The organism is Candidatus Zixiibacteriota bacterium, assembly GCA_035380245.1.
Taxonomy (GTDB): Bacteria; Zixibacteria; MSB-5A5; order GN15; family FEB-12; genus DAOSXA01.
The window spans coordinates 1,255,543-1,278,689 of the sequence record DAOSXA010000002.1; the positions used below are offsets into that span (position 1 = coordinate 1,255,543).

Annotated in this window: 17 protein-coding genes and 1 tRNA gene; 7 read left to right on the plus strand and 11 right to left on the minus strand. The window is 54.6% G+C overall.

What is annotated here, in order from left to right; genetic code table 11:
* The first annotated feature begins 9 nt into the window (after positions 1 to 9).
* Complete coding sequence (locus PLF13_10255; GenBank protein HOP07661.1) at positions 10 to 1,179, plus strand: hypothetical protein; 1,170 nt, start codon at positions 10 to 12, stop codon at positions 1,177 to 1,179.
* Between the two features lie 9 nt (positions 1,180 to 1,188).
* Here the strand turns inward: PLF13_10255 and PLF13_10260 are convergent, their stop codons facing one another.
* The 6 genes from PLF13_10260 to PLF13_10285 all read right to left on the minus strand — a co-directional run bounded on the left by PLF13_10260 (position 1,189) and on the right by PLF13_10285 (position 10,756).
* Positions 1,189 to 2,571 (minus strand): hypothetical protein, encoded by a 1,383-nt coding sequence (locus PLF13_10260; protein HOP07662.1) that lies wholly within the window; start codon positions 2,569 to 2,571, stop codon positions 1,189 to 1,191.
* A 355-nt stretch (positions 2,572 to 2,926) separates the two neighbouring features.
* Positions 2,927 to 3,000: transfer RNA gene (locus tag PLF13_10265), tRNA-Arg, on the minus strand.
* 190 nt (positions 3,001 to 3,190) lie between these two features.
* Positions 3,191 to 4,201: a Stp1/IreP family PP2C-type Ser/Thr phosphatase gene (locus tag PLF13_10270; protein HOP07663.1), complete on the minus strand. Its 1,011-nt coding sequence runs from the start codon at positions 4,199 to 4,201 to the stop codon at positions 3,191 to 3,193.
* A 160-nt stretch (positions 4,202 to 4,361) separates the two neighbouring features.
* Positions 4,362 to 5,732 carry a T9SS type A sorting domain-containing protein gene (locus tag PLF13_10275; GenBank protein HOP07664.1) on the minus strand — a complete coding sequence of 457 codons (1,371 nt, stop codon included), beginning with the start codon at positions 5,730 to 5,732 and terminating at the stop codon, positions 4,362 to 4,364.
* A gap of 76 nt (positions 5,733 to 5,808) precedes the next feature.
* On the minus strand, positions 5,809 to 9,771 hold the full coding sequence (locus PLF13_10280; protein HOP07665.1) for a T9SS type A sorting domain-containing protein: 3,963 nt from the start codon (positions 9,769 to 9,771) through the stop codon (positions 5,809 to 5,811).
* Positions 9,772 to 10,300: 529 nt separating this feature from the next.
* A complete protein-coding gene (locus PLF13_10285; GenBank protein ID HOP07666.1) occupies positions 10,301 to 10,756 on the minus strand; it encodes a VanZ family protein in 456 nt (151 codons plus the stop codon).
* 107 nt (positions 10,757 to 10,863) lie between these two features.
* Between PLF13_10285 and PLF13_10290 the strand changes: the two genes are divergently transcribed.
* From PLF13_10290 to folE, 5 genes are all read left to right on the plus strand, one after another.
* On the plus strand, positions 10,864 to 11,922 hold the full coding sequence (locus tag PLF13_10290; GenBank protein HOP07667.1) for a potassium channel protein: 1,059 nt from the start codon (positions 10,864 to 10,866) through the stop codon (positions 11,920 to 11,922).
* 218 nt (positions 11,923 to 12,140) lie between these two features.
* Positions 12,141 to 13,535: a tRNA lysidine(34) synthetase TilS gene (tilS, locus tag PLF13_10295; GenBank protein ID HOP07668.1), complete on the plus strand. Its 1,395-nt coding sequence runs from the start codon at positions 12,141 to 12,143 to the stop codon at positions 13,533 to 13,535.
* Positions 13,492 to 14,043, plus strand: coding sequence for a hypoxanthine phosphoribosyltransferase (gene hpt / locus PLF13_10300; protein ID HOP07669.1), 552 nt, complete (start codon positions 13,492 to 13,494; stop codon positions 14,041 to 14,043). The genes tilS and hpt overlap by 44 nt, the downstream gene beginning before the upstream one ends.
* Positions 14,044 to 14,248: 205 nt before the next feature.
* On the plus strand, positions 14,249 to 16,105 hold the full coding sequence (gene ftsH / locus PLF13_10305) for an ATP-dependent zinc metalloprotease FtsH (protein HOP07670.1): 1,857 nt from the start codon (positions 14,249 to 14,251) through the stop codon (positions 16,103 to 16,105).
* Positions 16,106 to 16,107: 2 nt separating this feature from the next.
* On the plus strand, positions 16,108 to 16,677 hold the full coding sequence (gene folE, locus PLF13_10310; protein HOP07671.1) for a GTP cyclohydrolase I FolE: 570 nt from the start codon (positions 16,108 to 16,110) through the stop codon (positions 16,675 to 16,677).
* A 169-nt stretch (positions 16,678 to 16,846) separates the two neighbouring features.
* On the opposite strand, the gene PLF13_10315 is transcribed toward folE, so the two are convergent.
* The gene (locus tag PLF13_10315) at positions 16,847 to 17,569 is read right to left on the minus strand and encodes a UDP-2,3-diacylglucosamine diphosphatase (protein ID HOP07672.1); all 723 of its coding nucleotides are present in this window, start codon (positions 17,567 to 17,569) and stop codon (positions 16,847 to 16,849) included.
* Positions 17,570 to 17,732: 163 nt separating this feature from the next.
* Positions 17,733 to 19,979, minus strand: a complete 2,247-nt coding sequence (gene purL / locus PLF13_10320; GenBank protein HOP07673.1) for a phosphoribosylformylglycinamidine synthase subunit PurL — start codon at positions 19,977 to 19,979, stop codon at positions 17,733 to 17,735.
* A gap of 268 nt (positions 19,980 to 20,247) precedes the next feature.
* On the opposite strand from purL, the gene PLF13_10325 reads away from it, so the two are divergent.
* A complete protein-coding gene (locus PLF13_10325) occupies positions 20,248 to 20,622 on the plus strand; it encodes a hypothetical protein (protein HOP07674.1) in 375 nt (124 codons plus the stop codon).
* Between the two features lie 8 nt (positions 20,623 to 20,630).
* On the opposite strand, the gene nth is transcribed toward PLF13_10325, so the two are convergent.
* From nth to PLF13_10340, 3 genes are read right to left on the minus strand one after another with little or no spacing between them, the layout of a single operon-like run.
* On the minus strand, positions 20,631 to 21,290 hold the full coding sequence (nth, locus tag PLF13_10330; protein HOP07675.1) for an endonuclease III: 660 nt from the start codon (positions 21,288 to 21,290) through the stop codon (positions 20,631 to 20,633).
* The gene (prmC, locus tag PLF13_10335) at positions 21,287 to 22,147 is read right to left on the minus strand and encodes a peptide chain release factor N(5)-glutamine methyltransferase (GenBank protein HOP07676.1); all 861 of its coding nucleotides are present in this window, start codon (positions 22,145 to 22,147) and stop codon (positions 21,287 to 21,289) included. The genes nth and prmC overlap by 4 nt, the downstream gene beginning before the upstream one ends.
* Complete coding sequence (locus PLF13_10340; protein HOP07677.1) at positions 22,144 to 23,136, minus strand: hypothetical protein; 993 nt, start codon at positions 23,134 to 23,136, stop codon at positions 22,144 to 22,146. The genes prmC and PLF13_10340 overlap by 4 nt, the downstream gene beginning before the upstream one ends.
* Positions 23,137 to 23,147: the final 11 nt, after the last annotated feature.

Here is a 23,147-nt window from a genome sequence, read left to right on the forward strand (position 1 = left end):
CTTAGGCGCATGAAAAAAGTAATAATAGCTCTCGCAGTGTTTCTGTCGGCCGCCGCCGCGTTCGGGCAGTTTGTCGAATACAGCATATTCAGTTTCCAATACGACATTCCCGTGGTCGATTTCAACGACCGTTCCGCCTCGTTTCAACAAAGTCTTTATCCTCGACTGTTCACGGAAAGATCGGCCACATCGGATATGACCTGGGTGCAGAAAAACGACAGCACCCTGGCGGCTTTCTGGACCATCCAGGGCGACACCATCCTGCACATTCTCCGTGAATTGAGCGGCATTGAATGGCAGGAAGAGAGCTTTCCGCTTTACCTTGTCCGTTATTATCGCTCGCAGGGGGCCTCCGATCCGCTGGTGTTGCCGCTCGGCAGTTTCGGCGACGGAGACGTTCTCGAAGCGGCTCCCGAGGGCAGCCGTTTACAGTTGACTCTGATCTACCTGCTGGCGCATCGAATGCTCAATCAGGCCGCCTATCCACCGACGGGGACACAGTTGGGTATTTCATATCATCCGCTGATGCGGCCCGGCGCATATCGCCGGGACTGCCTCGCCATGCTTCTTGCATTGTCAACCGCCGAAAACATCATTGGAATAGACTCCACTAATGATGCCTATAATTCCGCTTTCTGGATAAATCACCAGCCCGGCCGAATGATTTTCGAGGAGTATTTCAAAAACCAATGGGTTCTTTCTCCCGATCACACGCTGGCCGACTGGATCGCGGCCGAACCATACAGCTCAACGCTAGTTTCGGTCACCCGTCCTCCGCGTACACAGCAACGTGACGTCAACGCGGGACCGGCCGAGTTCGTTGAAGGCCTGCCGCTCAAAGGTGAGCTGGGCTTTTCAGTCAAATTGGATGAGTCCAACCGCCTGATGATCGATAAAATCGATACCTATCGCCTCGCTTATGCCAACGGTCTGCGCCAGGGAGACCGGATTTATCGTGTCGACGGACGCCGTCCGCGCAATCAACTGGACATGGTTACCCGAATAACGGAGAGCCTTTATAACGGCGGCTCGACCCTTGACATCATCCGCGACGGCCAGTCCATGTTATTGGTTCTTCAGCCGATGAACACCGGCGGCGCTGAGTACGAAGAATACAACGAAACCTATGGTCCCGCTTTCCCCTCCGACAGTCTTTCCCCCGTCGACGGTCAGCCGTAGGCATGCCGCTTAATAGTAGTATTTGAGAATTACGAAGGGACGATCACTCACTTCCGGGGCTTCACTCGACCAGAAGTTGAGATATTCTTTTACCGGGGTCAGACCGATCTCTTCCTTTTGCAACCGAACCGTTCGGATTAGATCGCGCGGATCACGATAAATCGTGCGGACATTAATTGTCCAGACATCGTCGGGAAACTCATCGATTCCCCCCAGGACCAGAGGTGAAACTTCAGGAGCGGTCGACCAGGCAACGAGAGTCTCAGTCCAGGGATTTTCACCGGCAACGGCACGCCGAGCGGCAGCTGCTCCGGGCAGATAAGATTCTCCGGTGGGACGCAAACAGAGCCAGGCGGAATCAATATCGAACGGTGTCAAATACTCCGGCAACGGCGGCAGTTGCACCAACGCACGAGTGAATCCCATGAAAAATCGGCCATCATCCGCTTCGGTCGAGTAGTATTCCAGGCGCAGACGATCATCGTGATTATCACCCTGATGATAATCCCACCAGACGGGACAATCCGGACAACCGTCGAAATCGGTATAGACGATGTTGGCATCGTTGACGACATCTATGGAATCATAGATAAACCGCTTGAGAACAAATGCCAGTTCCGCGGTATTCAATTCGATTTTCACCCAGGTCGTTTCCGGATCGTATCTCGAATGGATCACCAATGTTTCATGATTCCCCTGCGGGACAATTGGGATAACGAAACGGCCGTCGTTGTCGGTTACGCCGCTCATACCGGCGATCTCTATCTGTGCGTCACTGACCGGTCCGTCGATGCGGTTGTAGACCTGCCCGGCGATAGATGTTGACGGCATCATTATATCCAGTTGTGAGATCGTATCCGGATCGAGGATTATCTCTTTCGTAACATAGTGTTGTTTGATCGCGTTCAGGGCATATTGACCGGCTCGCAGACTGTCTATCTTATAGGAACCGTCGGCGGCGGAGATAACCGAACGGCTGCCGCAGCGGATTAGAACATCGGCAACCGGAACAGCCGAACCGGACAGAAAAACATGTCCCTTGAGACCATCGGTGAATATCCTCGTTTCCATCAAGATATCGAAGTCGGTATGATATTTGATCGTTATCCCCTGCAGGTAGGGCTCATAGCCTTGCTTTGAGGCTGACAAAGTATTATAACCGGCGGAGAGATTGGTCAGAAAGAAATTGCCGTTGGCATCGGAGGTATCGATAACACCGTCGCACTCGACAATCGCGCCGACAATGATCTCATGATTTTCTACACTGCGCACCACCCCGGCCAGATCACCGACTCGTTCTACAGAATCGGTTGCTCTATCACAGCTTATGATCAGCCCTAACGCAACCGGCAATATCCAGAGGAGGGCGTCGATAGGTTCTCGAACCCGCATGTTACCTCCACCAGCACGCAAAGCATTACGGCACAGACTACCCACATATAATGACGAGAAGGATGACTTATTTGTCAAAACTAATTCTACCCAATCTGTTCGGAGGGCAACAACCGGACCGACCTATACCGATGCCATACAATAGGATATAGGTACGTCCAAGGGAACATAAACGAAGATTGACCTGACCATACCGGCCCTGATTCCGGGGAGAATCGGCCACATTCGCACACCTGTGGCGCCTGTCCGTGTAAGTACGGTGATACGATCAGTTGTTAATAGTAGAAGACGAGATAACCAGCAGATTCATCTGCTCTCATACTGGGAAATGAGGCGCGGCCGGCCAATAAAAAAATACGCCCAGGAGGAGTCGAACCCCCAACCTTCTGATCCGTAGTCAGACGCTCTATCCAATTGAGCTATGGGCGCATTTCGTGTCCTGAAATAACCGAGACAGAGCCGAAAGTCAAGGCTTTTCTGCACCGGATAAGATACCTTCGGTTTCGGGTCCACCGATCTTTGGGCTGCCCGCGTCGATAATATCCCCCGCATAAGATTCTCTCTGAGAAATTTACGACCTGGGTTCCCTTCCCGGAATCAGCAGCGTTAAAAAAGGGAATCATTCGCCGGTGGACATGAACTTAATCACCACAAATGCCACCACGATAAAAAGTACAAAGATCAGAAATAACCAAAACCTGCTTGACCCACCACCCCGCCCCTTAGATTTTGACGGCGGTCCTGCGGAATCCTGTTGGAGATGCTTATCGATCCGAGAGAGCCAGCGATCCTCGACATCCAGCAGTTCCTGCCCCTCGGCCGGTAAAGTGAAAACTTCGATTTCGTTAAACGATGACTCCCCTGTTTCAAGGATCTCAATACCAATCACGGTGACGTTGTCGGCCCCGCCGCGGTCGTTGGCAAGTTGCACCAGGTCCTTGCACATGCGCTCGATATCACCGGACTTGGCGGTCACGTCGTGGATATCCTCATCGTCGGCAAAACCACAGAGGCCGTCGGAACAGAGCATGAATTTGTCGCCCGGAGCGACTGTTATCAGACGATAGTCGATCTCCACGTTCTCGCGAACACCGAGAGCCCGGGTTATAACATTCTTGCCGACCCCCTCCAGTTCCTCATCGGCGCCCAGCATCTGTTTCTGGCGCATTTCAGCGACCCAGGAATGATCCATGGTCAACGGCGCCAGGCGCCGTTCCTCGACCCGGTAGGCCCGGCTGTCTCCGACATGCGCCACCGACATAAGATTGCCTTCAAGCGCAACCGCGACCACGGTCGTACCCATTCCGGACATGTTCAGATTGGCGGAGGCTTTGTTGTAAATCTGTCGGTTGGCCAGACGAATCGATTTGAGCAGCAGTTCACCCGATTTAGGCAAAGAGCGATCAAGAGCCAAATCCGGATCTGCCATCAATTCATCGCGGAAGGAATCGAAGGCAACGGATAAAATCTGCGAGGCGGTCATGGACGCTACCTCACCGGCCTGATGTCCTCCCATGCCGTCACACACGGCAAATACCTGGTGTTCTTTGTCGAGATGGAGAAAATCCTCATTCCCGCTTCGCACCAGGCCAATATCAGTTTTCCCTGCGACCTTAAATTTCAGCGCCACTTAATTATCCTGCTCGGTTTCTGCGATGATCGCCCCCGGCTGTAGCCGTATCAGCCGATGACCAGAGGTACTTTTAACTAATTAGGGACGACCTGCCAACGAGCGCAAGAAAAAAACCCCGGTCAAACGACCGGGGTTTTTATATCTGACGTAGCAGACACTACTTAACCAGAACCATCTTTCGGGTCTGGCTCGACTCGGCGGTGGTAATGCGATAGAAATACACACCGGAAGAAAGCGCCGAGGCATCGTATTCGAACTCATGTGAACCGGTCGACAACGATCCGAGATCGCGCATGTCGACAGTCCGACCGAGAATATCGATCACGCTCAATGAAACCGATGAACGGCTCGGGATCGAAAAGACGATGGTCGTGGTCGGGTTAAACGGGTTCGGATAGTTCTGACCCACCGAAAGTTCCGTCGGCAGCATGCCGAACGGATCGTCATCGATACCCGTAGCCACGACGCTGATCGTGAAGGAACCCTGCAGAATCAATGACGGATCGTAGGCTGAGGCGACGTAATAAGTAATCTCACTGACATCGTCCTGCTCGGCGTCGTAAGGGACCGTGACGGTGAACGTAACGTAGACTTCCTCGTCCGGATCAGCCGGCCAGAAGCTCAGCGGATCGTTGGTGGTCCAGGCCAGGTTTGATTCGGATATTATGCTGTACATGTCCGGGACGTTGCCGTCGTTGGTTACTCCAACCTGTACGTTCACCACCTCACCCGGTGAGGCGTAGGTATTGGCCGGAGCGGTCGTGATTGAGGCCGCGTATTCGACTTCGGCGTCGCGGATAGCTGTGACCGAACCGCTGACGGAAGCCGAAGGCAGCGCGGTCTGCGAATGAACCGTGTAGGACAGTTCGTCGTACATGTTGGAGGTGAACGGCGGAAGAAAAACATCGAACCAGACGTAAGCGGTCTGGCCGGGATCGGCGTAGATGTAATAGTCCGGAACGGTCACGGTCCAGCCGTTGGCCGAGGTGACTTCGATGGTGTAAAAGTCCAGACCGTTGCCGTTGTTCTGAACGCCCACCTGGAAACGCAGGGTCGTACCCGGATCGCCGCTCGTGTTGGATGGCGGATCGACCAGCGTCATGCCGAAGGTGAAATCGTTGGCGGAGAGATTAACGATCGAGGTAGCCTTATCCTGCCAGTAAATACTTCCGGAGACAACCTCGGCGGCAGCCGGACGACCGTTAATGTAGAAGCTGATCAGGTCACCGGTTTCAGCACCTTCGTCAACGGAAGGAGTCCAGGTGACATCGTCGCCATAGACGGCCATGGAGCCGTAAACGCCGGAGGAATCGAGAACGTTTTCGACATAATCGGTGCCGCAGAGCACGCCGTCGGGATCATAGGCGTCAATACGGGAACCGAGCGGAAGCAGATTGCTGCCGTTGTAGGTTACATCGCCCAGGAAACTCATCCAGTACGGCGTGGGATTAATATCCGCAAGTCCCATCGAAACCGACGCCAGGGCCACGGCAAGAGCTAAAGTCAGTGTAGTAATTGTCTTCTTCACTTTATTCACCCTGTATCTATCCGGCCGATTTTGCTCGGCCGGTGTTAGGATCATACTTTCGAATATCATGAATAACCTACTTCAACAACATCATCTTGCGTGTTTCGGTATAGTTATCAGAGACTAAGCGGTAGAAATATATGCCCGATGCAACCGGGGCGCCAGTATTATTCCGACCGTCCCAGGTCACTTCGTTATAACCCGCATCGGCAATACCTTCGAACGGAACGGCGACACAACGACCGAGGATATTGTAAACCTCAATGCGTGCCTGGCCGGAGTTCGGCAGTGAGAAGCCGATCGTAGTCGACGGATTGAACGGGTTCGGATAGTTCTGACGGAGACTGTAACTGCCGGGCACCATATCGTCGGACGTTCCCTTGGCCGTCAATGCCGACACCGCGATGCGGTCGCCTATGGCGGTCCAGGTAAACTCCTCGTTGGTCTCGACACCATCGACCTTGAGCGTGAAGGTCTGGCCTTCTTCGGCGCCGTCGACTGTCTCAGTGCTCGGGTCATCACCGTAGACCGGCATGAATCCGAACAGACCGTCGGACTGTAACTCGAAATGTCCTACCATGCGGCCGTCGGCCGTATGGGCGGTTACCGAAGCGCCCGCCGGAACCACCTCGCCGTCGAGTGTCAGTTTCTCGGCATACAGGTTGACCCAAGTCGGAGTCATATTGACACCGCCGACAACCTTCGCCGCGAACCGATCGAAATTGAGCTGAGGCGAGATTTCGGGGCCGATGCCCGGATAGAGCAACTCGCTCGGATATGAGGTCTTAATCCAATAACCGAAGCAGGGGCTCATCTCGACCAAAGTGTTGTGGAGATCATCACCCGGTACGTAATTGAGACCGCCGTTGTCAAAGCCCATCGCCACATCCAGATCTTCCATGATCGAAGCCAGCGCATCGCCGGTCGCCATGGCGTCATCCGGTAAATAGGAGACCAGATTCCAGCCGACGTTCAGCGGGATCACGGTAACGTTGGGAACGGCTTCACCGACGATCTGCAGCGTAATGTCGCAGTTGACCTTGATCCAGTAACCGCTGAGATGATCGGCGTATTGAAGTGTCGAAAAGAGCGGCATCGCCGGATCGTAGGTCAGACCACCGTTCTCGAAACCGAGGACCACATCAAGGCAATCGCTGATAGACGAAAGCACATCGGCAACAGCATCGGACTCGGTGTCGAGGTTCCAGGAGACCAGGTTCCAGCCCTCGGTCAACTGACATTCCTTGACATAGATATCACCCATGTGGAAACAGACCTCGATAGCGTCGCCGTTCTCGGTCCAGATCGGATCGTCCGGCGTATAGGCCAGAACGCCGTTGACGTAGAAGCGGATGGCATCGCCCGGCATCGCGCCTTCATCCTCGAGGCTGTACATATCGTCATGATAAACCGGCATGAAACCATAGCTGCCCGCTTCGGTGACCATCTGCGAACCGCAATGAACACCGTCGGGATCGTAAGCATCGATCACCGAACCAACCGGCAGCGGCGAACCCATGTAGGTATTATTGGCACAGTAGAAATTGACCCACTCATCGGTCCTGGCAAATTCCTCGACCGGCGTCAGGACTATCATAATACCGGACTGGCCGAAATTCAGATTCTCGACCTTACCCGGATAATAACCATCTTTGTAAGCCCACAGATCGAAAGGAATGACCTGCGAGTTGAAGAACTGGAACAGACCGGTAGCGTCGGTCATGGTCTGGTCATCCCAGGCTCCATGCGGGAAATCCGCCCAAAGCTCGACCGTGGCGCCTTCGATCTGATGTCCCTGCGGATCCACCACATAACCGCAGACATAGTTATCGGCTGAACCGACTACGATACCACCATCGATACCGCCCGGCACGACCTGCACCGGACCGGCACCGCAGTCATAAGTGAACAGCGGATCGGGGGTAGTTACCTCAATCGGATAGAAACCGTACAAGGTCGACTGGCTCAGAGTGAAATGGAATGTCGCCAGTACTCCGACACCGGCCGGGACGAACGGTTCATCACCGGTCTTGGAAGCTACGATAGTAACCGCGGTATCGTTGTCAATGACCGTCCGATCGATCCAGTTTTCGATCACCGAGCCGACGAACGAAATCGAATCCAGCGTAATCTCGCTCCAGTCACCCGACGGAGCCAGGGTAACCGACAGAGCACCCAGATCACAAACATGTTCGATCTTGACCGGCATTTTGACTCTTGCGCCAGGGACAGCCGGGATCGTCGTAACCGTCACGAAATCCTCATCCGACGGCGGCACGATAACGTCGAAATAAACCGTTACATACTGGGTCGCGGGATCACAAACCACTTCGGGATCGGCCGCTACGGCAAAAGTGACCTCATAGTTGCCGGCTGAGAGCGAGGAGCCGTCGACAGTCAGCGTTACCTGCGATCCGGAAAGACCGGACAGCGGATCGATGGTCAACCAGTCACCGCCGCTCTTGATAATCTCCCAACCGAAGGAAGCGTCGGAGCTGGTAATATCAAGCAACTGAGCGACAGGATTGGCGTCGCCTTCATACATTGCGAAATAGAAATCCGTATTGGACAAAGCCATTTCCGAGCAAGGCGGCGTGCAGTCCTGAACGATGAAATGAACATCATTGGAATCGATATCCTTGCCGTCCGAAACATAAGCCCAGGTCCAGACATCGCCGACCTGATCCATCGTCGGCACGAACTGAATGTAACCGGCGCCGTTGCCGGAGTCGACGAAGGTCATGCCGTCGGCCAGCGGACTGACCGTAAACGTCAGGGCGTCTTCATCAGCATCGGTCGCAGTCATCGGCAGAATCAGCACGGAGTCGGCACAGACAAAAGCCGAATCAAGCACCGACAACACCGGAGCATTGTTCGGCGCGGCGGCAAGCTCAAAAACTACCGTGACCGGAATATCGGTCTTGGCCACATTGTCGGTCACCGTAATAAGAGCGTAATAAACATCCGCAGACAGGCCATCCTGCGTTACCGTCACGAGCACGGAATCTTCGGTCGTACCGAGATCCTTTTCGAGAGATAACCAGTCAGTCGATTCCATGACGCCATAAGGCATTTCGCGGTGTTCGATTTCGTTAATATAGAGGTACTGACCGTCAGGATCGGAGGAACCGATTTGTCCGGAGAACCGGAGGGTGTCGGGAGTAACGACTAGCGTGAGTGGCGTCGGTTGAGAATCAATCGTAAGCTCTATATAAGCATATTGGTCACCGTTGCCGGCATCTTCCGAAGAGATTGTGACCGAATCCAGATAAACGCCCTCCGTCAGCCCGGCGATATCGATCGTCACCGTCACGTCAAGCGGCGTGGTTCCGGAAGCGGCATCGAGACTCATGTAGTCGGCAGTCTCGGAAGCCGTAAAGGCATAAGCGCCGTCATCGTCGAAGCTGACGTTGAAGGTCTGCGGCAGCGGACTACCGGCGCCTTCAATCCCTGAGAAATAGAGCGTATCGGGAGCAACCACGAGATTGGCCGGCGGTGTTGATCCGATATTATAGCAGTGGGGACCGTCCCAGGTCGGGAAAATATCAGCCGAGGTGCTGGCCCATTTCCAGATACCGGACGGCCGATACCAGGAAGAATCGAGGCAGAGAGTCTTGCCCTCATCGGCGCTGGAAATCGGTCCAACCGTGATTCGAGCGTAGATTTCATCGAATCCCGCCGGGATACCGGGATTGAACATACGGAAACCACCATAGCCAAGCGTATCGGCGTCGGAACCGGTGCTGTATGAAGTCATGAACTGCGACTCCATCATACTGGCAGTAATAGTTCCGGTCGAGTCAAGAGTAGCGCCGGTCCAGGTGGCACCTTCCGGGGAATATATACGGTATCCATTAGTAATACCGGCCGGATTGGTGGTCCCGGTTGCCATGCGCAGATAGAATACGGCTTGTGCGTCAATGGGGAAATTGCCTTCTACCAGGCCGTCGACATGGTCAAGGCTGATAGACTGCCCGTATACGGCGCCGCCGGCTCCCACCAGCAACGACACAAGCAGGATTAACAATCTGTTTCTCATCTTGCAAATCTCCTGATATATCTTTCACACATATTGTCAAAACAATTCATACTTGACCAGAGCATAGTCCGCCTTTACCGGCTTTTGACCCATATATGGCATGAGCAATGCCGGAAACGCGGTTCTTTTTTATCACCTTGGGTATACATACTCGAAAAGCCGGAAAAAAACCATCGTTCCGGCCCGCCAAGGTGTCCATCATCAGCATGTTAGTCCTATACGCATCAAGCATTTGCGGCCCTCGGCCGAACAGTTTCACCAGCGTCTGGAACATTTTAGCCCTCCAGAAAAGAAACAAACGCGACTTATCTCCAGACCAGCAATGTTAGACCAGGTTGTTTAGCAATTACTGTAGCTTAATCAGCTCTCAGCGTGTTGGACCTTCAGTAGTCAAAGCCGCCGTCTTACAGCAGCTTTTGAATTCGAAACGGCTTGACCTAAGCCGCTGTTATACCATGGGAAATATACCAAAAACCCCCGGATTGTCAAGGCCTCAGCCGATTTGACGCTAGTATTGTGCGGAAGTTGATCAGCGCCCCTGTTTTCGGGCGGCTAAACGGCGGCGGCGAAGCTCGAAAAAGGCTAAAACCAGCATGGCTCCGATAAAATCGGCAACGGCGTCGGCGGCCGAAGAAAACCGTCCCGGAATAAAGTGCTGGTAATACTCGTCAAAAGCTGCAAAAACAGCAACGAAGAGAGCGGCGAACAAAAAAGCCCGATTGGTTGGAATAAACTTACGGAAATTTGAAAAAGAGCGGAATACTATAGCCGCAAAAATGGCATATTCGGCGAAATGAGCCAGCTTGTCGAAGGCAAACATGCGCACCTGCGGCGTATGCAGATCGGGAATCGAAGAGACCGCAATAATCGCTGCAGCGTAAAGAATCATCGGCAAATGATACCAACCGAAACGATATGCCGGGTTGTTTTGTTTCTCCTGACTCAACATAGCTCCAAGCGTAAACATATTATTGCTTTCGGTCAACAACATTGCCTATTTAATAAACCAACGCGGCCGCAAGTTCCGCGCTGGATTCGGTCCGGATAACCGGGCCGGACTTCGTGAACGCTGACCCGGGCAGGTTGCAATTAATGACGGATAAGACAACGGTAAACCGAGAATGGGAACGTTCAGAACCGGTTTTTGGGGGAACGCCGATGCGCTCCATCCGAAAACTGGCCGTGGCGGTAACGGCTCTGATCGTGACCGTGGCGGTAGGTTCTCTGGGTTTCGCAGCGATCGAGGGTATGGCTCCGCTGGATGCTCTTTATATGACCGTCATCACGCTGTCGACCGTCGGTTATGGCGAGGTCCAGCCGTTACATGCAGCCGGTCGTGTACTGGCAATGGCCATCATTTTCATCGGCGTGGTTCTGACCGCTTATATTGCCGCCACGCTGGGTCAAATCGTTATCGAGGGGCAGCTTAAAGAGGTTTTCGGAAGGAAAAAAATGGACAGTCGGATTAAAAAGCTCAAGGATCACTCCATTATAGCGGGATTCGGCCGGGTCGGTCGACAGGTCGCCTCCGAGTTCGCCCGAACCAAAGCGCCGTTCGTAGTTGTCGAAAAAGAACCGAACACGATTCGCCGTCTGATCGATTCCGATTACCTGTTCGTCGAAGGTGAAGCCACCGATGAATACGTCCTCAAAGACGCCGGGATCGAACGTGCCCGAACACTTGTCTCTACCCTGCCGGATGAAGCCCATAACGTCTACCTGACCCTCACCGCCCGACACATGAATCATGATCTTAACATCATCGCTCGCGCCGATTTCGAAGAGGGCGAGAAAAAGCTCATGCGGGCCGGCGCCAATCATGTCGTTTCGCCACACGTCCTCGGGGGCATCCGGATGGCAATGTCTGCTCTGCGACCGAATGTCGGCGATTTCATGCACATGACCTCCCCCGGCATCGGCAACCTTTCGATTGAGGAGATGGTGATCCCGGAGGGCTGCGCCCTTTCGAATAAATCTATCGCCGATTCGCGCCTGAAACAGCAGTACGGCGTGACGATTATCGGACTCAAAAAACCGGGCGGCATCATGACCATCACCCCCGGTCCGGATGTCGTGCTCAACGACGGCGACACGCTGGTCCTGCTGGGTCCGAACGAAAAACTCGAAAAGCTCTATAACCACGTAAATTAGTTAATGTGCGGGATCGGGGATCGTTGTCTCGGAGGATGTCATTTCTGTGAAGGGAAGTGTTGAAATATTGCTTATGCGGCGGAGACAAGCCCCGCTGCTACGCGTTGATGAGACTTAACCCGGCGCAAGGCGGCATGTCTCGGTGAGACATGCCCTACTTTTCCCCCTCCCCCGCGCTTTTTGCTCGACTCGGGGCAGCCTCATAGCTACAATGAGACATGCTCGACAAGGTCCGACAAACAATCGCCCAATACGGCCTCCTCGCCCCCGGCGACCGGGTTCTGGTCGCCTTCTCCGGCGGTCCCGATTCCACGGCATTGCTCCACTGCCTCACCCAATTACGTAATGAATACGGATTGCGCCTTGAGGCGGTCTATATCAACCACGGCCTCCGCGAGAAAGCCGCCGAAGAAGAGGCTTTTTGTCGCGCCTTTTGCAAAAAGCTCGGCGTCGATTTTTATCCGGAAGTGCTTGATGTCCCGGCCCGGGCCAAAAAACAGCATGAGAGTATCGAACTGGCGGCTCGTCGCGGACGTTATGAAATTCTGAATCGACTGGCGAACGAACTTAATTGCGACCGTATCGCCGTCGGACATCATCGCGACGATCAAGTCGAAACGGTACTACACCGGATCATTCGCGGCGCGGGGATCGACGGTCTCGCCGGAATGCCGATCAAGCGCGGGAAAATAATCCGGCCGTTGCTCGCGATTTCGAGGCAGGAGATACTCGATTACCTGAAGAAGCAAAAACTCAAATACTGCCTCGACGAAAGCAACGAGCAAAACGACTATACCCGTAACTACCTGCGTAATCATCTGCTGCCGCTGCTTCGGACCGAAATGAATCCCGGCATCGACCGCGCCCTCTGGAATCTCAGCCGTACGGCCGGTGAAGACGCCGCTCTGCTGACCGAGATCGTGGCCCGCGAAGTCCGCAAATCGACCAATCGCACGCCGGGAGGGAAAATAGAGGTTGATCTGAGACGATTTCGCTCGTATGCTCCATCCTTAAGGTGGCGTATTTTGCGTTTTTGCCTTTCCGAGGAGCTGGGTTTACGTCCCGCAGTGGATCGTGTCGTTGTCGAGCGCTGCGACAAACTGGCTCTGAACGGCGGCAAAGCGGTCGCTTTACCGGATAGCGTACAGGCGCGTCTGGTCGCGGATAAGCTCGTACTGTATCGACCGCTAAAGGGTCGTTACGAGGAATCGCTGGAAATCGGCGGTCGTTGTCGAATCGGACGACCGGCGTATAATTTTCGATGTCGGCGGCGTCCGGCTGATGAGGCCGCAGTACAATACCAGCGGCGCAGTCAGCGCGTCCGACTTGACGGTAACCGGGTGAAACCACCCCTGACGGTGCGCAATATCGGCCCCGGCGACTGTTTCGGTCCGCTGGGTTTGAAAGGAACCCGGACCGTTTCAGACTGGCTGACCGACAAAAAAGTCGCTGCCCTCTACCGGGATGAAATCCCGGTGGTGTGTGACCGGAAAGGAATCATCTGGCTGGTCGGCTATGAAATCGCCGATCGCGTGAAAGTTGATGAGAATACAGAAGAGGTAATCGAAATTGAGTTCACTCACCGAAGACACCGACCGCAAGCGAAGGGTTGAACTGCTTCTGGATCAGGATCGCCTGGCGCAGAGAGTCCAGCGCATGGGCGCCCGTATCACCGAGGATTATCGCGGTGAAACGCCGATCCTGATGGGCATTCTTAAGGGATGTTTTGTTTTCCTGGCCGACCTGGTGCGCGCCGTCAATCTGCCGATGGAGGTCGATTTCGTCTCGGCCGCGTCGTTTCGACAGGGTACCCTCCGGGAAGAGGATATCACTATCGGTGTCCCCAACGCTATGTCGGTCAAGGGCCGTCACGTGCTGCTGGTCGAGGGGATTGTCGACACCGGTCGCACTTGCACTACGATCATCGACCTGCTCCGTAAACAGGAACCGGCCTCGATTGAGGTTGTTACATTGCTTGACAAACCCGCCAGCCACCGGGTGAAGCTGGATGTTAAGTATAAGTGTTTCAGCGTCGGCAATGAGTTCGTTATAGGTTTTGGTCTGGACAACAACCAGAAATACCGTAATTTGCCGTTTGTTGGGAAACTGGTCGACCGTTGAGACTATAAGAGACCATCGGGTGAGGCTTTATTGAAGTTTTGACCGACCCGATAGTATAAATGATAGCTCGATTACCTGAGTTCAGGAGTTTTAGTTGGCAAATCAAGACGACAATAAAGGACGATTCAATCTCGGCGGCCGCAAACCGAAGGACCCCGACAAGCAACCTCCCCCCTCTCCACTTAGGGGCTCCGGCCGGACGATCATGTTCTGGGTCGGGTTGATTTTGATCATGATCGTGGTCGTGTCGCTTTATGACAATTTCGACCGTGAATCCGCCGAAATCAACTACACCGAATTTATTCACGAACTGGACAACGATAATATCCTCGAGGTAACTTTTACCGAGCGGGAACTGGAAGGGAAACTTCGCCAACCGAAAGAGTTTTCAGTCGGCAACACCTCCGGTACTTTTTCAGAGTTCAAGACCCGTATCCCGTTCCAGGATATCAACTACCGCCTGGTGGACCGACTCGAAGATAAAAACGTTAAAATCATCGCCAAGGTCAAAGGCCCCGATCTGTTCTCCTATGTCGTGGCGATTGCACCGTGGGCGCTGCTGATATTTATCTGGCTTTTCTTCTTCCGACAGATGCAGGGCAACTCCGGTCCGAGGGGGCTTTTCTCGTTCGGTAAAAGCAAGGCCAAACTGTTGACCGATGAACGCCCCAGGGTAACGTTTAACGATGTCGCCGGCGCCGATGAGGCCAAGGAAGAGCTCGAGGAGATCATCGAATTTCTCAAAGACCCCGGCAAGTTTCAGAAATTGGGCGGGAAAATTCCCAAGGGCGCTCTTTTACTCGGTCCTCCCGGCACCGGTAAAACGCTCCTGGCCCGCGCGGTAGCGGGTGAAGCCGGCGTACCGTTTTTCTCGATGTCCGGTTCGGATTTCGTGGAGATGTTCGTCGGTGTCGGTGCTTCCCGGGTTCGGGACCTGTTCGACCAGGGCAAAAAGAATGCTCCGTGTATTATCTTCATCGATGAAATCGACGCCGTCGGACGTCATCGCGGCGCCGGTCTCGGCGGCGGTCACGACGAGCGGGAACAGACGCTTAACCAGCTCCTGGTGGAAATGGACGGTTTCGAATCGAACGAGGGCGTGATTCTGATCGCCGCCACTAACCGTCCCGACGTGCTCGACCCGGCCCTGTTGCGGCCCGGGCGATTCGATCGCCAGATAGTAGTCGGCACTCCCGACGTCAAGGGACGCGAGGGAATCCTCAAGGTCCATGTACGCAAAATCAAATTGGCAGACGATGTCGACTTGACGGTCCTGGCCCGCGGTACTCCCGGCATGTCCGGTGCGGATATCGCCAATATGGTTAACGAAGCGGCCCTGCTGGCGGCTCGGCGCAACCTCAATTCAGTGACCATGGACGAATTCGAAGAGGCCAAGGACAAGGTTCTTATGGGCGCGGCTCGTAAATCGCTGGTGATTGCCGACGATGAGAAAAAAGTAATCGCCTATCACGAAGCTGGACACGCTCTGGTCGGTAAGTTCATGCCCAAGGCCGACCCGTTGCACAAAGTTTCGATTATTCCGCGCGGCATGGCTCTCGGTGTAACTCAGTCGTTGCCGGTCGACGAACGACACACTCATACCCTGGAATACCTCAAATCGACTCTGGCGTACCTCATGGGTGGCCGGGTAGCAGTTCAAATGGTTTTTGACCAACTCGATACGGGCGCCGGGAACGATCTGGAGCGAGCCACTTCACTAGCCCGCAAAATGGTCTGTAACTGGGGCATGTCCGAAAAACTCGGACCGGTCACCCTCGGCAAAACCGAAGAGCATATCTTCCTCGGCAAGGAGATGGGCCAACAGAAAAACTACTCCGAGTCGACCGCCGAAATTATCGACCAGGAGACCAAGCGGTTTATCGAGGATGCCGAGCGGGCGGTTAAAAAAATCCTCCGCGACAACATCGACAAGCTGCACGCTCTGGCCAAGGCGCTCCTGGATAGGGAGATTCTGGACAGTCATGAAGTTGATATAATCATCGGGCGCGCCGGCGGCGACCAGGCCAAAGTGACGCAACCGGTCGAGACTCCGGAAGGCTGATAGTGGGTTTCGATTCGAAGAAAATATCCAAGGGCGTCAAGCTGATCCTTGAGGGGATCGGCGAGGACCTCGACCGTGAGGGATTAGTCCGGACACCGGAGCGAATGGTGGAGTATTTCGAGGAGGTCCTCGATGGTTATCGCGAGGATCCCGCCGCCGAGTTGAGTAAATATACGACTTCAAACAAGGACGAGATGATCATTCTCAAGGACATCTCGTTCTATTCCCTGTGCGAACATCACCTCCTGCCGTTTTTCGGCAAAGCCCACATCGCTTACATTCCGCAAAACGACAAAGTGGCCGGTTTTTCCAACATGGTTCGAGTGGTGGAAATTCTCTCCAAGCGGCTTCAGGTGCAGGAACGAATGACTTCCGAAATTGCCGACTCGATTGTCAAAGCGATTCAGTGCAAGGGCGTGCTGGTGGTGGTCGAGGCGGAACACCTCTGCCTGACCATGCGGGGGATCAAAAAACCAGGCAGCAAGATTGTTACTTCCGCGATTCGCGGCGCTATGCGCCGCACCGCCACTCGCTACGAGGCCCTCAGTCTTCTCGGCAAGACGGGGATGTAAGCGGACTTCTCAACGTCAAAGCATTTGATTCTATATGGCGGATCCGTCTTCGAATCCGCCTTTTCATTTATGATTGCGGTAATAAAATTTGATTCATGGGCGTCGTTGTGGGCGATAGGTCAAGACGCTTACAACTTGACGCAAGATGAATTTCCGCCCCCGCCGGTTCTCAGTCTCTTACATACTCCAGTGTCGTGGTGCCGTCGACTACCTTGGCGTAGGAAAAATTCTCGATAAAATCACCGGTGTTGACATAGACCCCGTTTCCGATCCCCTTGATCGTCGGGATATGTAAATGTCCAATCGCGACCAGATCGAACCCCTCATTCAACTTCATCATGGCATACGCCTCGTAATCGCTTACGAAATCCATGTCACGCTTCGAGGTGTACTCGCGCGAGGAGCCCGACACTTTCTTGGCCAGTGGGATCGCCCAGTCCGGCGGCAGCTTGCGATAGAGCCAGATATTGACCGGATTGCGCAGGATACATTTGAGAAAACGATACCCGCCGTCTTTTTTAGCCAGACCATCGCCGTGAAGACAATGCACCTTCTTACCGTCGTAGTCGAAATCGAATCCATCGCGATGCAACTCCACACCGATCTTGTTCGGGAAAAAGTCCCCCATCCAGAAATCATGATTACCCGAGACATAATCGACTCGCACGCCTCGGAGCACCAGGTCGCGCAACCGACAGAGAACATCATGATGTTCCTTGGGAATGGCGTGTTTGTACTCGAACCAGAAATCGAACAGATCGCCGAGAATCACCACTCGGTCGGCATCCTCGCGCATGAGCGCAAACAGGCGTTCCAGCCGCGCGAGCTTGAGCGCCTCTTTATGCAGATCGTTTGCCCCTAAATGGGCATCTGAAAATATATACAACGCCATGATTTCGGGATATCGGCACCCCACCCCTCGGGTGGGGAAATATCGACTTCAACCTACGGTGCCCCACCCCTCGGGTGGGACTATCGATTCGAAGCAATTCGTGGGCGGCAGACGTCCTCGTCTGCCCCGTGTTCATTCTTGGCCGGTCTCGGAGAGACCTGCCCTACTCCACCCGGTCCATGAATCGCGGCATCGCCTCGAAATACGTTTCAGCCATCTCTTTCAAAGAACAATCAATCAGACTGTCGATCTTCAACCGCTCACCGCCGACCGTACCGATCTTCTTGCACGGCACCCCGGCTTTATCGAAATGCGCCTGCACCTGCTCGGTTTTATCCGGATCACAGCTTATCACTACCCGCGACACCGTCTCGCCGAACAACAGGCAGTCGGTGCGAATACTCTCGTTCAACTCGATCGTCACCCCGATCTGTTTCTCCCGATCGGACATGCAACTTTCCGCCAGCGCTACGGCCAGACCGCCCTCGGCCGTATCATGCGCCGATTTTAGCAATCCGGTTTGAATTGCCTCCAGCAAGGCATCCTGAAGTTTCCTCTCCACCGTCAGGTCAACCTCCGGCACCGTGCCGCGCGTCTGCTGGAACAGCCAGTGCAGATATTCCGACGCTCCTAAATGCTCCTTGTTTTCGCCGAGCAGGAACACCACGTCGCCGTCGTCCTTGAAAGTCTGGGTTGTTATATGGTCCACGTTCGAGATAAGTCCGACCATGCCGATTGTCGGCGTCGGGAACACCGCTCGTTGCGGGTCCTCGTTATAGAATGACACGTTGCCGCCGGTCACCGGTGTATCGAACACCCGACAGCCCTCGCCCATTCCGGCCACGGCCTCGGCGAAGCAATAATATATCTCCGGCTTGTAGGGATTGCCGAAGTTGAGGCAGTTGGTCACCGCCAGCGGCTTACCGCCGGAGCAGACGATATTACGCGCCGCTTCGGCCACCGCATTGCGCGCCCCGGCGCGGGGATTGATATAACAATAACGGCCGTTGCAGTCGGTGGTCATGGCCAGCGCCCGGTCGGTCTTGCGAATCCGCAGCACCGCCGCGTCCGAACCCGGCCCCACCGCCGTACAGGTGCGGACCATCGAATCGTACTGGTCGTACACCCAGGCCTTGTCACAGATATTCGGCGCCGCCAGCAGCGATAGTAAATCCTTGTTCCAGTTACGGTCAAGCGGGTATTCACTTAGATTTAGTCTGGTATATTCATCCATGTAGGCCGGGCGTTTCTGCTCGCGGACATACACCGGTGCGCCGCCGCCCAGCACCAGCACTTCCGACGGAATCTGCGAGACAACCTCGCCTGCCTTGGTTACGGTCATCAGACCGTCGTCGGTCACCTCGCCGATAATGGTCGAATCCAAACCCCACTTGTCGAACACTTCCGTGATCGCCGCTTCCTTGCCCGGTTTGACGCAGACCAGCATCCGCTCCTGCGACTCCGACAGAAGAATCTCGTACGGGGTCATCCCCGGCTCGCGTTGCGGCACCAGATCGATCTCGATATTGACGCCCGACTTCCCCTTGGCCGACATTTCGGTCGAACAACAGGTAATCCCGGCTGCGCCCATATCCTGCACCCCGACCACGAGGTCTTTTTCGATGATCTCAAGAGTCGCCTCAAGCAGCAGCTTTTCCGTAAACGGGTCGCCGATCTGCACCGAAGGCCGCTTTTCCTGTGAGGCCTCGGTCAGCTCTTCCGAGGCGAACGTCGCCCCGTGGATGCCGTCCCGACCGGTCTTGGAACCGACAATCATCAGTTTATTGCCCGCCCCTTTGGCCACCGCCGAAATGATTCCGTCCGCCTTCACCAAACCTACCGCCATGGCATTAACCAGCGGATTGCCGGTGTAAGCCAGGTCGAAATAGACCTCGCCCGCCACCGTCGGAACACCGAAAGAGTTGCCGTAATCGCCGATTCCCCGCACGACGCCGTCGACCAGAAAGCGCACCCGCGGATTGTCGGGTGAGCCGAACCGGAGCGAATTGAGCGAGGCAATCGGCCGCGCGCCCATCGTAAAAATGTCGCGGAGAATGCCGCCGACGCCGGTCGCCGCCCCCTGATAGGGCTCCACCGCCGATGGATGGTTGTGCGACTCGATCTTGAACACCACCGCCAGGTCGTCGCCGATATCTACCGCCCCGGCGTTTTCTTCCCCCGCCTTGGCGAGCAGATTGTCTCCCTCGCGCGGCAGAGTTTTGAGCTGGGCGATTGAATTCTTGTATGAGCAATGCTCGGACCACATGACCGAAAACACCCCTAACTCGGTGTAGGTCATCTCGCGGCCCAGAATCTGTTTGATGCGCTCGTGTTCTTCTTTATTGAGCCCGTGCGCCTCGACCATTTCGGGGGTAACTTCGGGCTGCTTGTATTTGACATCAGTCGGCATGGCGTCTCCTTGTGTAAACGGAGAATATAGGGCGACAATGCGCTGAGGTCAATGTAGAAGGGAGACTCACAGATCGTTTCAATTGCTTAGTCTCTAATCTCCATCCCAATCTCATGGTAGGATCAAAACAACCACGTCAAGACTCCCCGATCAATCCCTTCGACAGGTATTACAGGGTTTGTGTTTGACATCCGTTGCACGCAGCGATACTATGCACTTATATCAAACTGAGCAAAGCCCTACGAGGATAGTAGGATGGGAGGCTAAAATGAGACTTTTGCTGGTTGTGTTAATAGTTGCTTTCAATCTCTTGTCAGGTTGCGGGTCGGACAGTACCGACCAGAAATCCAACCAGACGAAGCAGGCGCAGGCAAGGGCGGCCAAGCCCTTTGATACTATTGTTATCGATCTCTGCAAACTGGACCCGCAAAACGCCGACATGTGGAGACAAACGGGCATTAACCTGTTTTCTGACCCTACCCTGGGGCCCAAAAAGAAAGTTGGCAATATCCCCGCTTGCGATGGTATTACGGTGGACGTGATCGACAAAAAGACTTTTGAAGGGGTTGAGTTCTACTGGATTCGTTATAAGAAGCAGATTGGTTGGCAGACCAAACGCCTGTTGACCGGTGTCAACGACTGAAGCGACCATTACGGCAAAAACGAAGGACACACCTGCGCCAGAAAACACTCCCCGCATTTGGGACGGCGGGCGATACACAAAGCCCGACCGTGATAGATCAACAGATGCGACCAGTCGATCCAGTCCTCTTTCGGCACCAACTTCATCAAGTCCCGCTCCACCTTCACCGGGTCGGTTTCTTTCGTGAGGCCTAACAATCGACTGATCCGCCCCACGTGGGTATCGACCACGATCCCCTCGGCCAAACCGAACCCCACGCCCAAGATCACCGAGCCGGTCTTGCGTCCCACCCCGGCCAGCTTGGTCAGTTGATCCAGCGTCTGGGGAATCTCCCCGCCGTACTCCTCAAGGAGCTGTTGCGCCGAGAGCTTGATCGACTTCGCCTTGTTGCGGAAAAACCCGGTCGGCTTTATGTCCTCCTCCAACTCCCGGATATCTGCCGCGGCGAAATCCTTAATCGAGCGGTATTTCTTGAAAAGCGTCTTCGTGACCTCGTTGACCCGCTCGTCCGTGCATTGCGCCGATAAAATCGTCGCCACCATCAACTGGTGCACCGAGCGGAAGTCCAGCGAGCATTTCGCCGCCGGATAATGTTCCCGTAACCGGGCGATTATCTCCCGCACTCGCTCCTGCTTGTTGGCTTTCGACTCCCGCGCCATGTCGTTCAGTCACACTCCAGCACGATCAGCCGATCCCGCTGATTCAAATCCTTGATCACCACCAGCGACCGATAGCGGTCGTCATCGCCAGTCAAATCCGCTACCGCCTCGGCCTGACCCAGACCGATCTCGAACATGATCCGTCCCCCCGGTGCGAGGAAATCCGGAGCGTCGCGTAAAATCACCCGGATCGCATCAAGGCCGTCCTCGCCCGCCGTCATGGCTATTTTCGGGTCGGCCAGCACCTCGGGATCGAGCGTAACATAGTCACCATCGGTAATATAGGGCGGATTGGACATGATCAGATCGAACTTCTCGTCCGGCCGCACGGCTGAGAAATAATCCGACCGCCGCAGCTCGATTCGTTCCGCAAGACCGTACTCAGCCACATTCCTTCGGGCCACCTCGAGGGCTTCCTCAGAGATATCCAGCGCCACCACCGATCCATACCCCAACTCGGCAGCCATCGTGACCGAAATCACCCCCGAGCCGACGCCTACATCGAGCATTTTCGGGTTAACGAGCTTTTTTTGTTTAACCAGCGCCACCGCCTGTTCACAGAGCAATTCCGTCTCCGGGGTGGGCGCCATGACCGACTCGTTGACGAAAAATTTCCGGCCGTAAAACCAGGCTTCGTGAAGAATAAACTGAAGCGGATGTCGGGTCAGCCGGTGTTGGATGATCTGTTCGAAACGGTTGAGATGTGACTCGTCAAGTTGTTCCCCCCCATACATGTAAAGCTGCAAGCGCTCGCAGTTCAGCAGATGGCAGAGGATTAATTCGATCTCGGTCTTGGCCTGATCGATTCCAACTTTTTTCAGCCGGTCGGCCTGCTGCCGGACGAAAGGAACTATATCCTCGATCACTGTTTCCGAGCCCGGGCCCGTCGCGGCCCGTTTTTCCCTTTGTTGCCGAAGGCCAATCCACCGAAATAAATCAGCGCCACCAGACCGATGAAACTCCAGCAAACGGTTTTAGTTAATTCCGGGCTGAACTGAATCGAATGCGGGATGAGATAGATCGCCAGCATCACGAAAATCGACCCGACTCCGAACCGCGCGAGAACTTCCGCCGAATATGTATCGCGGCCGATTTTTCCCTTTGTCAGCGTTCTGATTCCGGCCAACAAAACGAACAGCATGTACACGAACAGTAGTTGTGTTTTATTGTCGGTGGCGTCAGTCCCGAATGGCACGCCCTCCCAGATTGTCCCGAAGGCATACCAGTTCATCGCGAATCCGAACGGATAACCGCCCAGGAAAGCGGCAATCACTCCCCACAGGAGTGAAACCAGCATCGGTCGCAACTCCCCCTTACCGCGAAGAAATTGCACCGCATGCACACCGGAAAGCGCCACGAAAAAGACCGTGACGAACATCAGGACGATATGGCTGATAAGAATCCACGCCGGAACGATCCCGATAAACTTGAGTGTAAATGGATCGCCGTTCTCGTTGAGCAGAGAGGCGCGTAAGCCACCGACGCGGTCGCGGACCTCGACATACCAATATGTCCGACCGCCACGGGAGCCGCATTGGATTTGACCAATATACTCTCCCGTCGTGGAATCGTATCCCATGGGAGCCGTAGCAAACTGCGCTCGCGGTGTGGTCAGATCCTGTTTGAATTTTGCCACACGAAGCTGCACGCGAAGGCTGTCCCCGTCTCCTCCGGTAACTTTGATCGGGATATACGCCAGTCCCTTTTCTTCCCACTTGGGAACGGTTATCATCTCGAATGATATCCCGTTCTCCTCATAGCTAAGCGGTTCCGAGCGCCCGCGCGAGTTACGGCCGGCGACCACCAGCACTATCGAAGTTAAAACAACGGCGATGATTATCCTGACGGCTTTCATGATTCCTCAAC

What these genes read in the sequence shown, in the direction of transcription:
- PLF13_10255 (HOP07661.1), top strand. Translation starts at nt 10, where the DNA reads ATGAAAAAAGTAATAATAGCTCTCGCAGTGTTTCTGTCGGCCGCCGCC.
- PLF13_10260 (HOP07662.1), bottom strand. Translation starts at nt 2,571, where the DNA reads ATGCGGGTTCGAGAACCTATCGACGCCCTCCTCTGGATATTGCCGGTT.
- PLF13_10280 (HOP07665.1), bottom strand. Translation starts at nt 9,771, where the DNA reads ATGAGAAACAGATTGTTAATCCTGCTTGTGTCGTTGCTGGTGGGAGCC.
- PLF13_10290 (HOP07667.1), top strand. Translation starts at nt 10,864, where the DNA reads ATGACGGATAAGACAACGGTAAACCGAGAATGGGAACGTTCAGAACCG.
- tilS (HOP07668.1), top strand. Translation starts at nt 12,141, where the DNA reads ATGCTCGACAAGGTCCGACAAACAATCGCCCAATACGGCCTCCTCGCC.
- ftsH (HOP07670.1), top strand. Translation starts at nt 14,249, where the DNA reads ATGTTCTGGGTCGGGTTGATTTTGATCATGATCGTGGTCGTGTCGCTT.
- PLF13_10315 (HOP07672.1), bottom strand. Translation starts at nt 17,569, where the DNA reads ATGGCGTTGTATATATTTTCAGATGCCCATTTAGGGGCAAACGATCTG.
- purL (HOP07673.1), bottom strand. Translation starts at nt 19,979, where the DNA reads ATGCCGACTGATGTCAAATACAAGCAGCCCGAAGTTACCCCCGAAATG.
- PLF13_10325 (HOP07674.1), top strand. Translation starts at nt 20,248, where the DNA reads ATGAGACTTTTGCTGGTTGTGTTAATAGTTGCTTTCAATCTCTTGTCA.
- PLF13_10340 (HOP07677.1), bottom strand. Translation starts at nt 23,136, where the DNA reads ATGAAAGCCGTCAGGATAATCATCGCCGTTGTTTTAACTTCGATAGTG.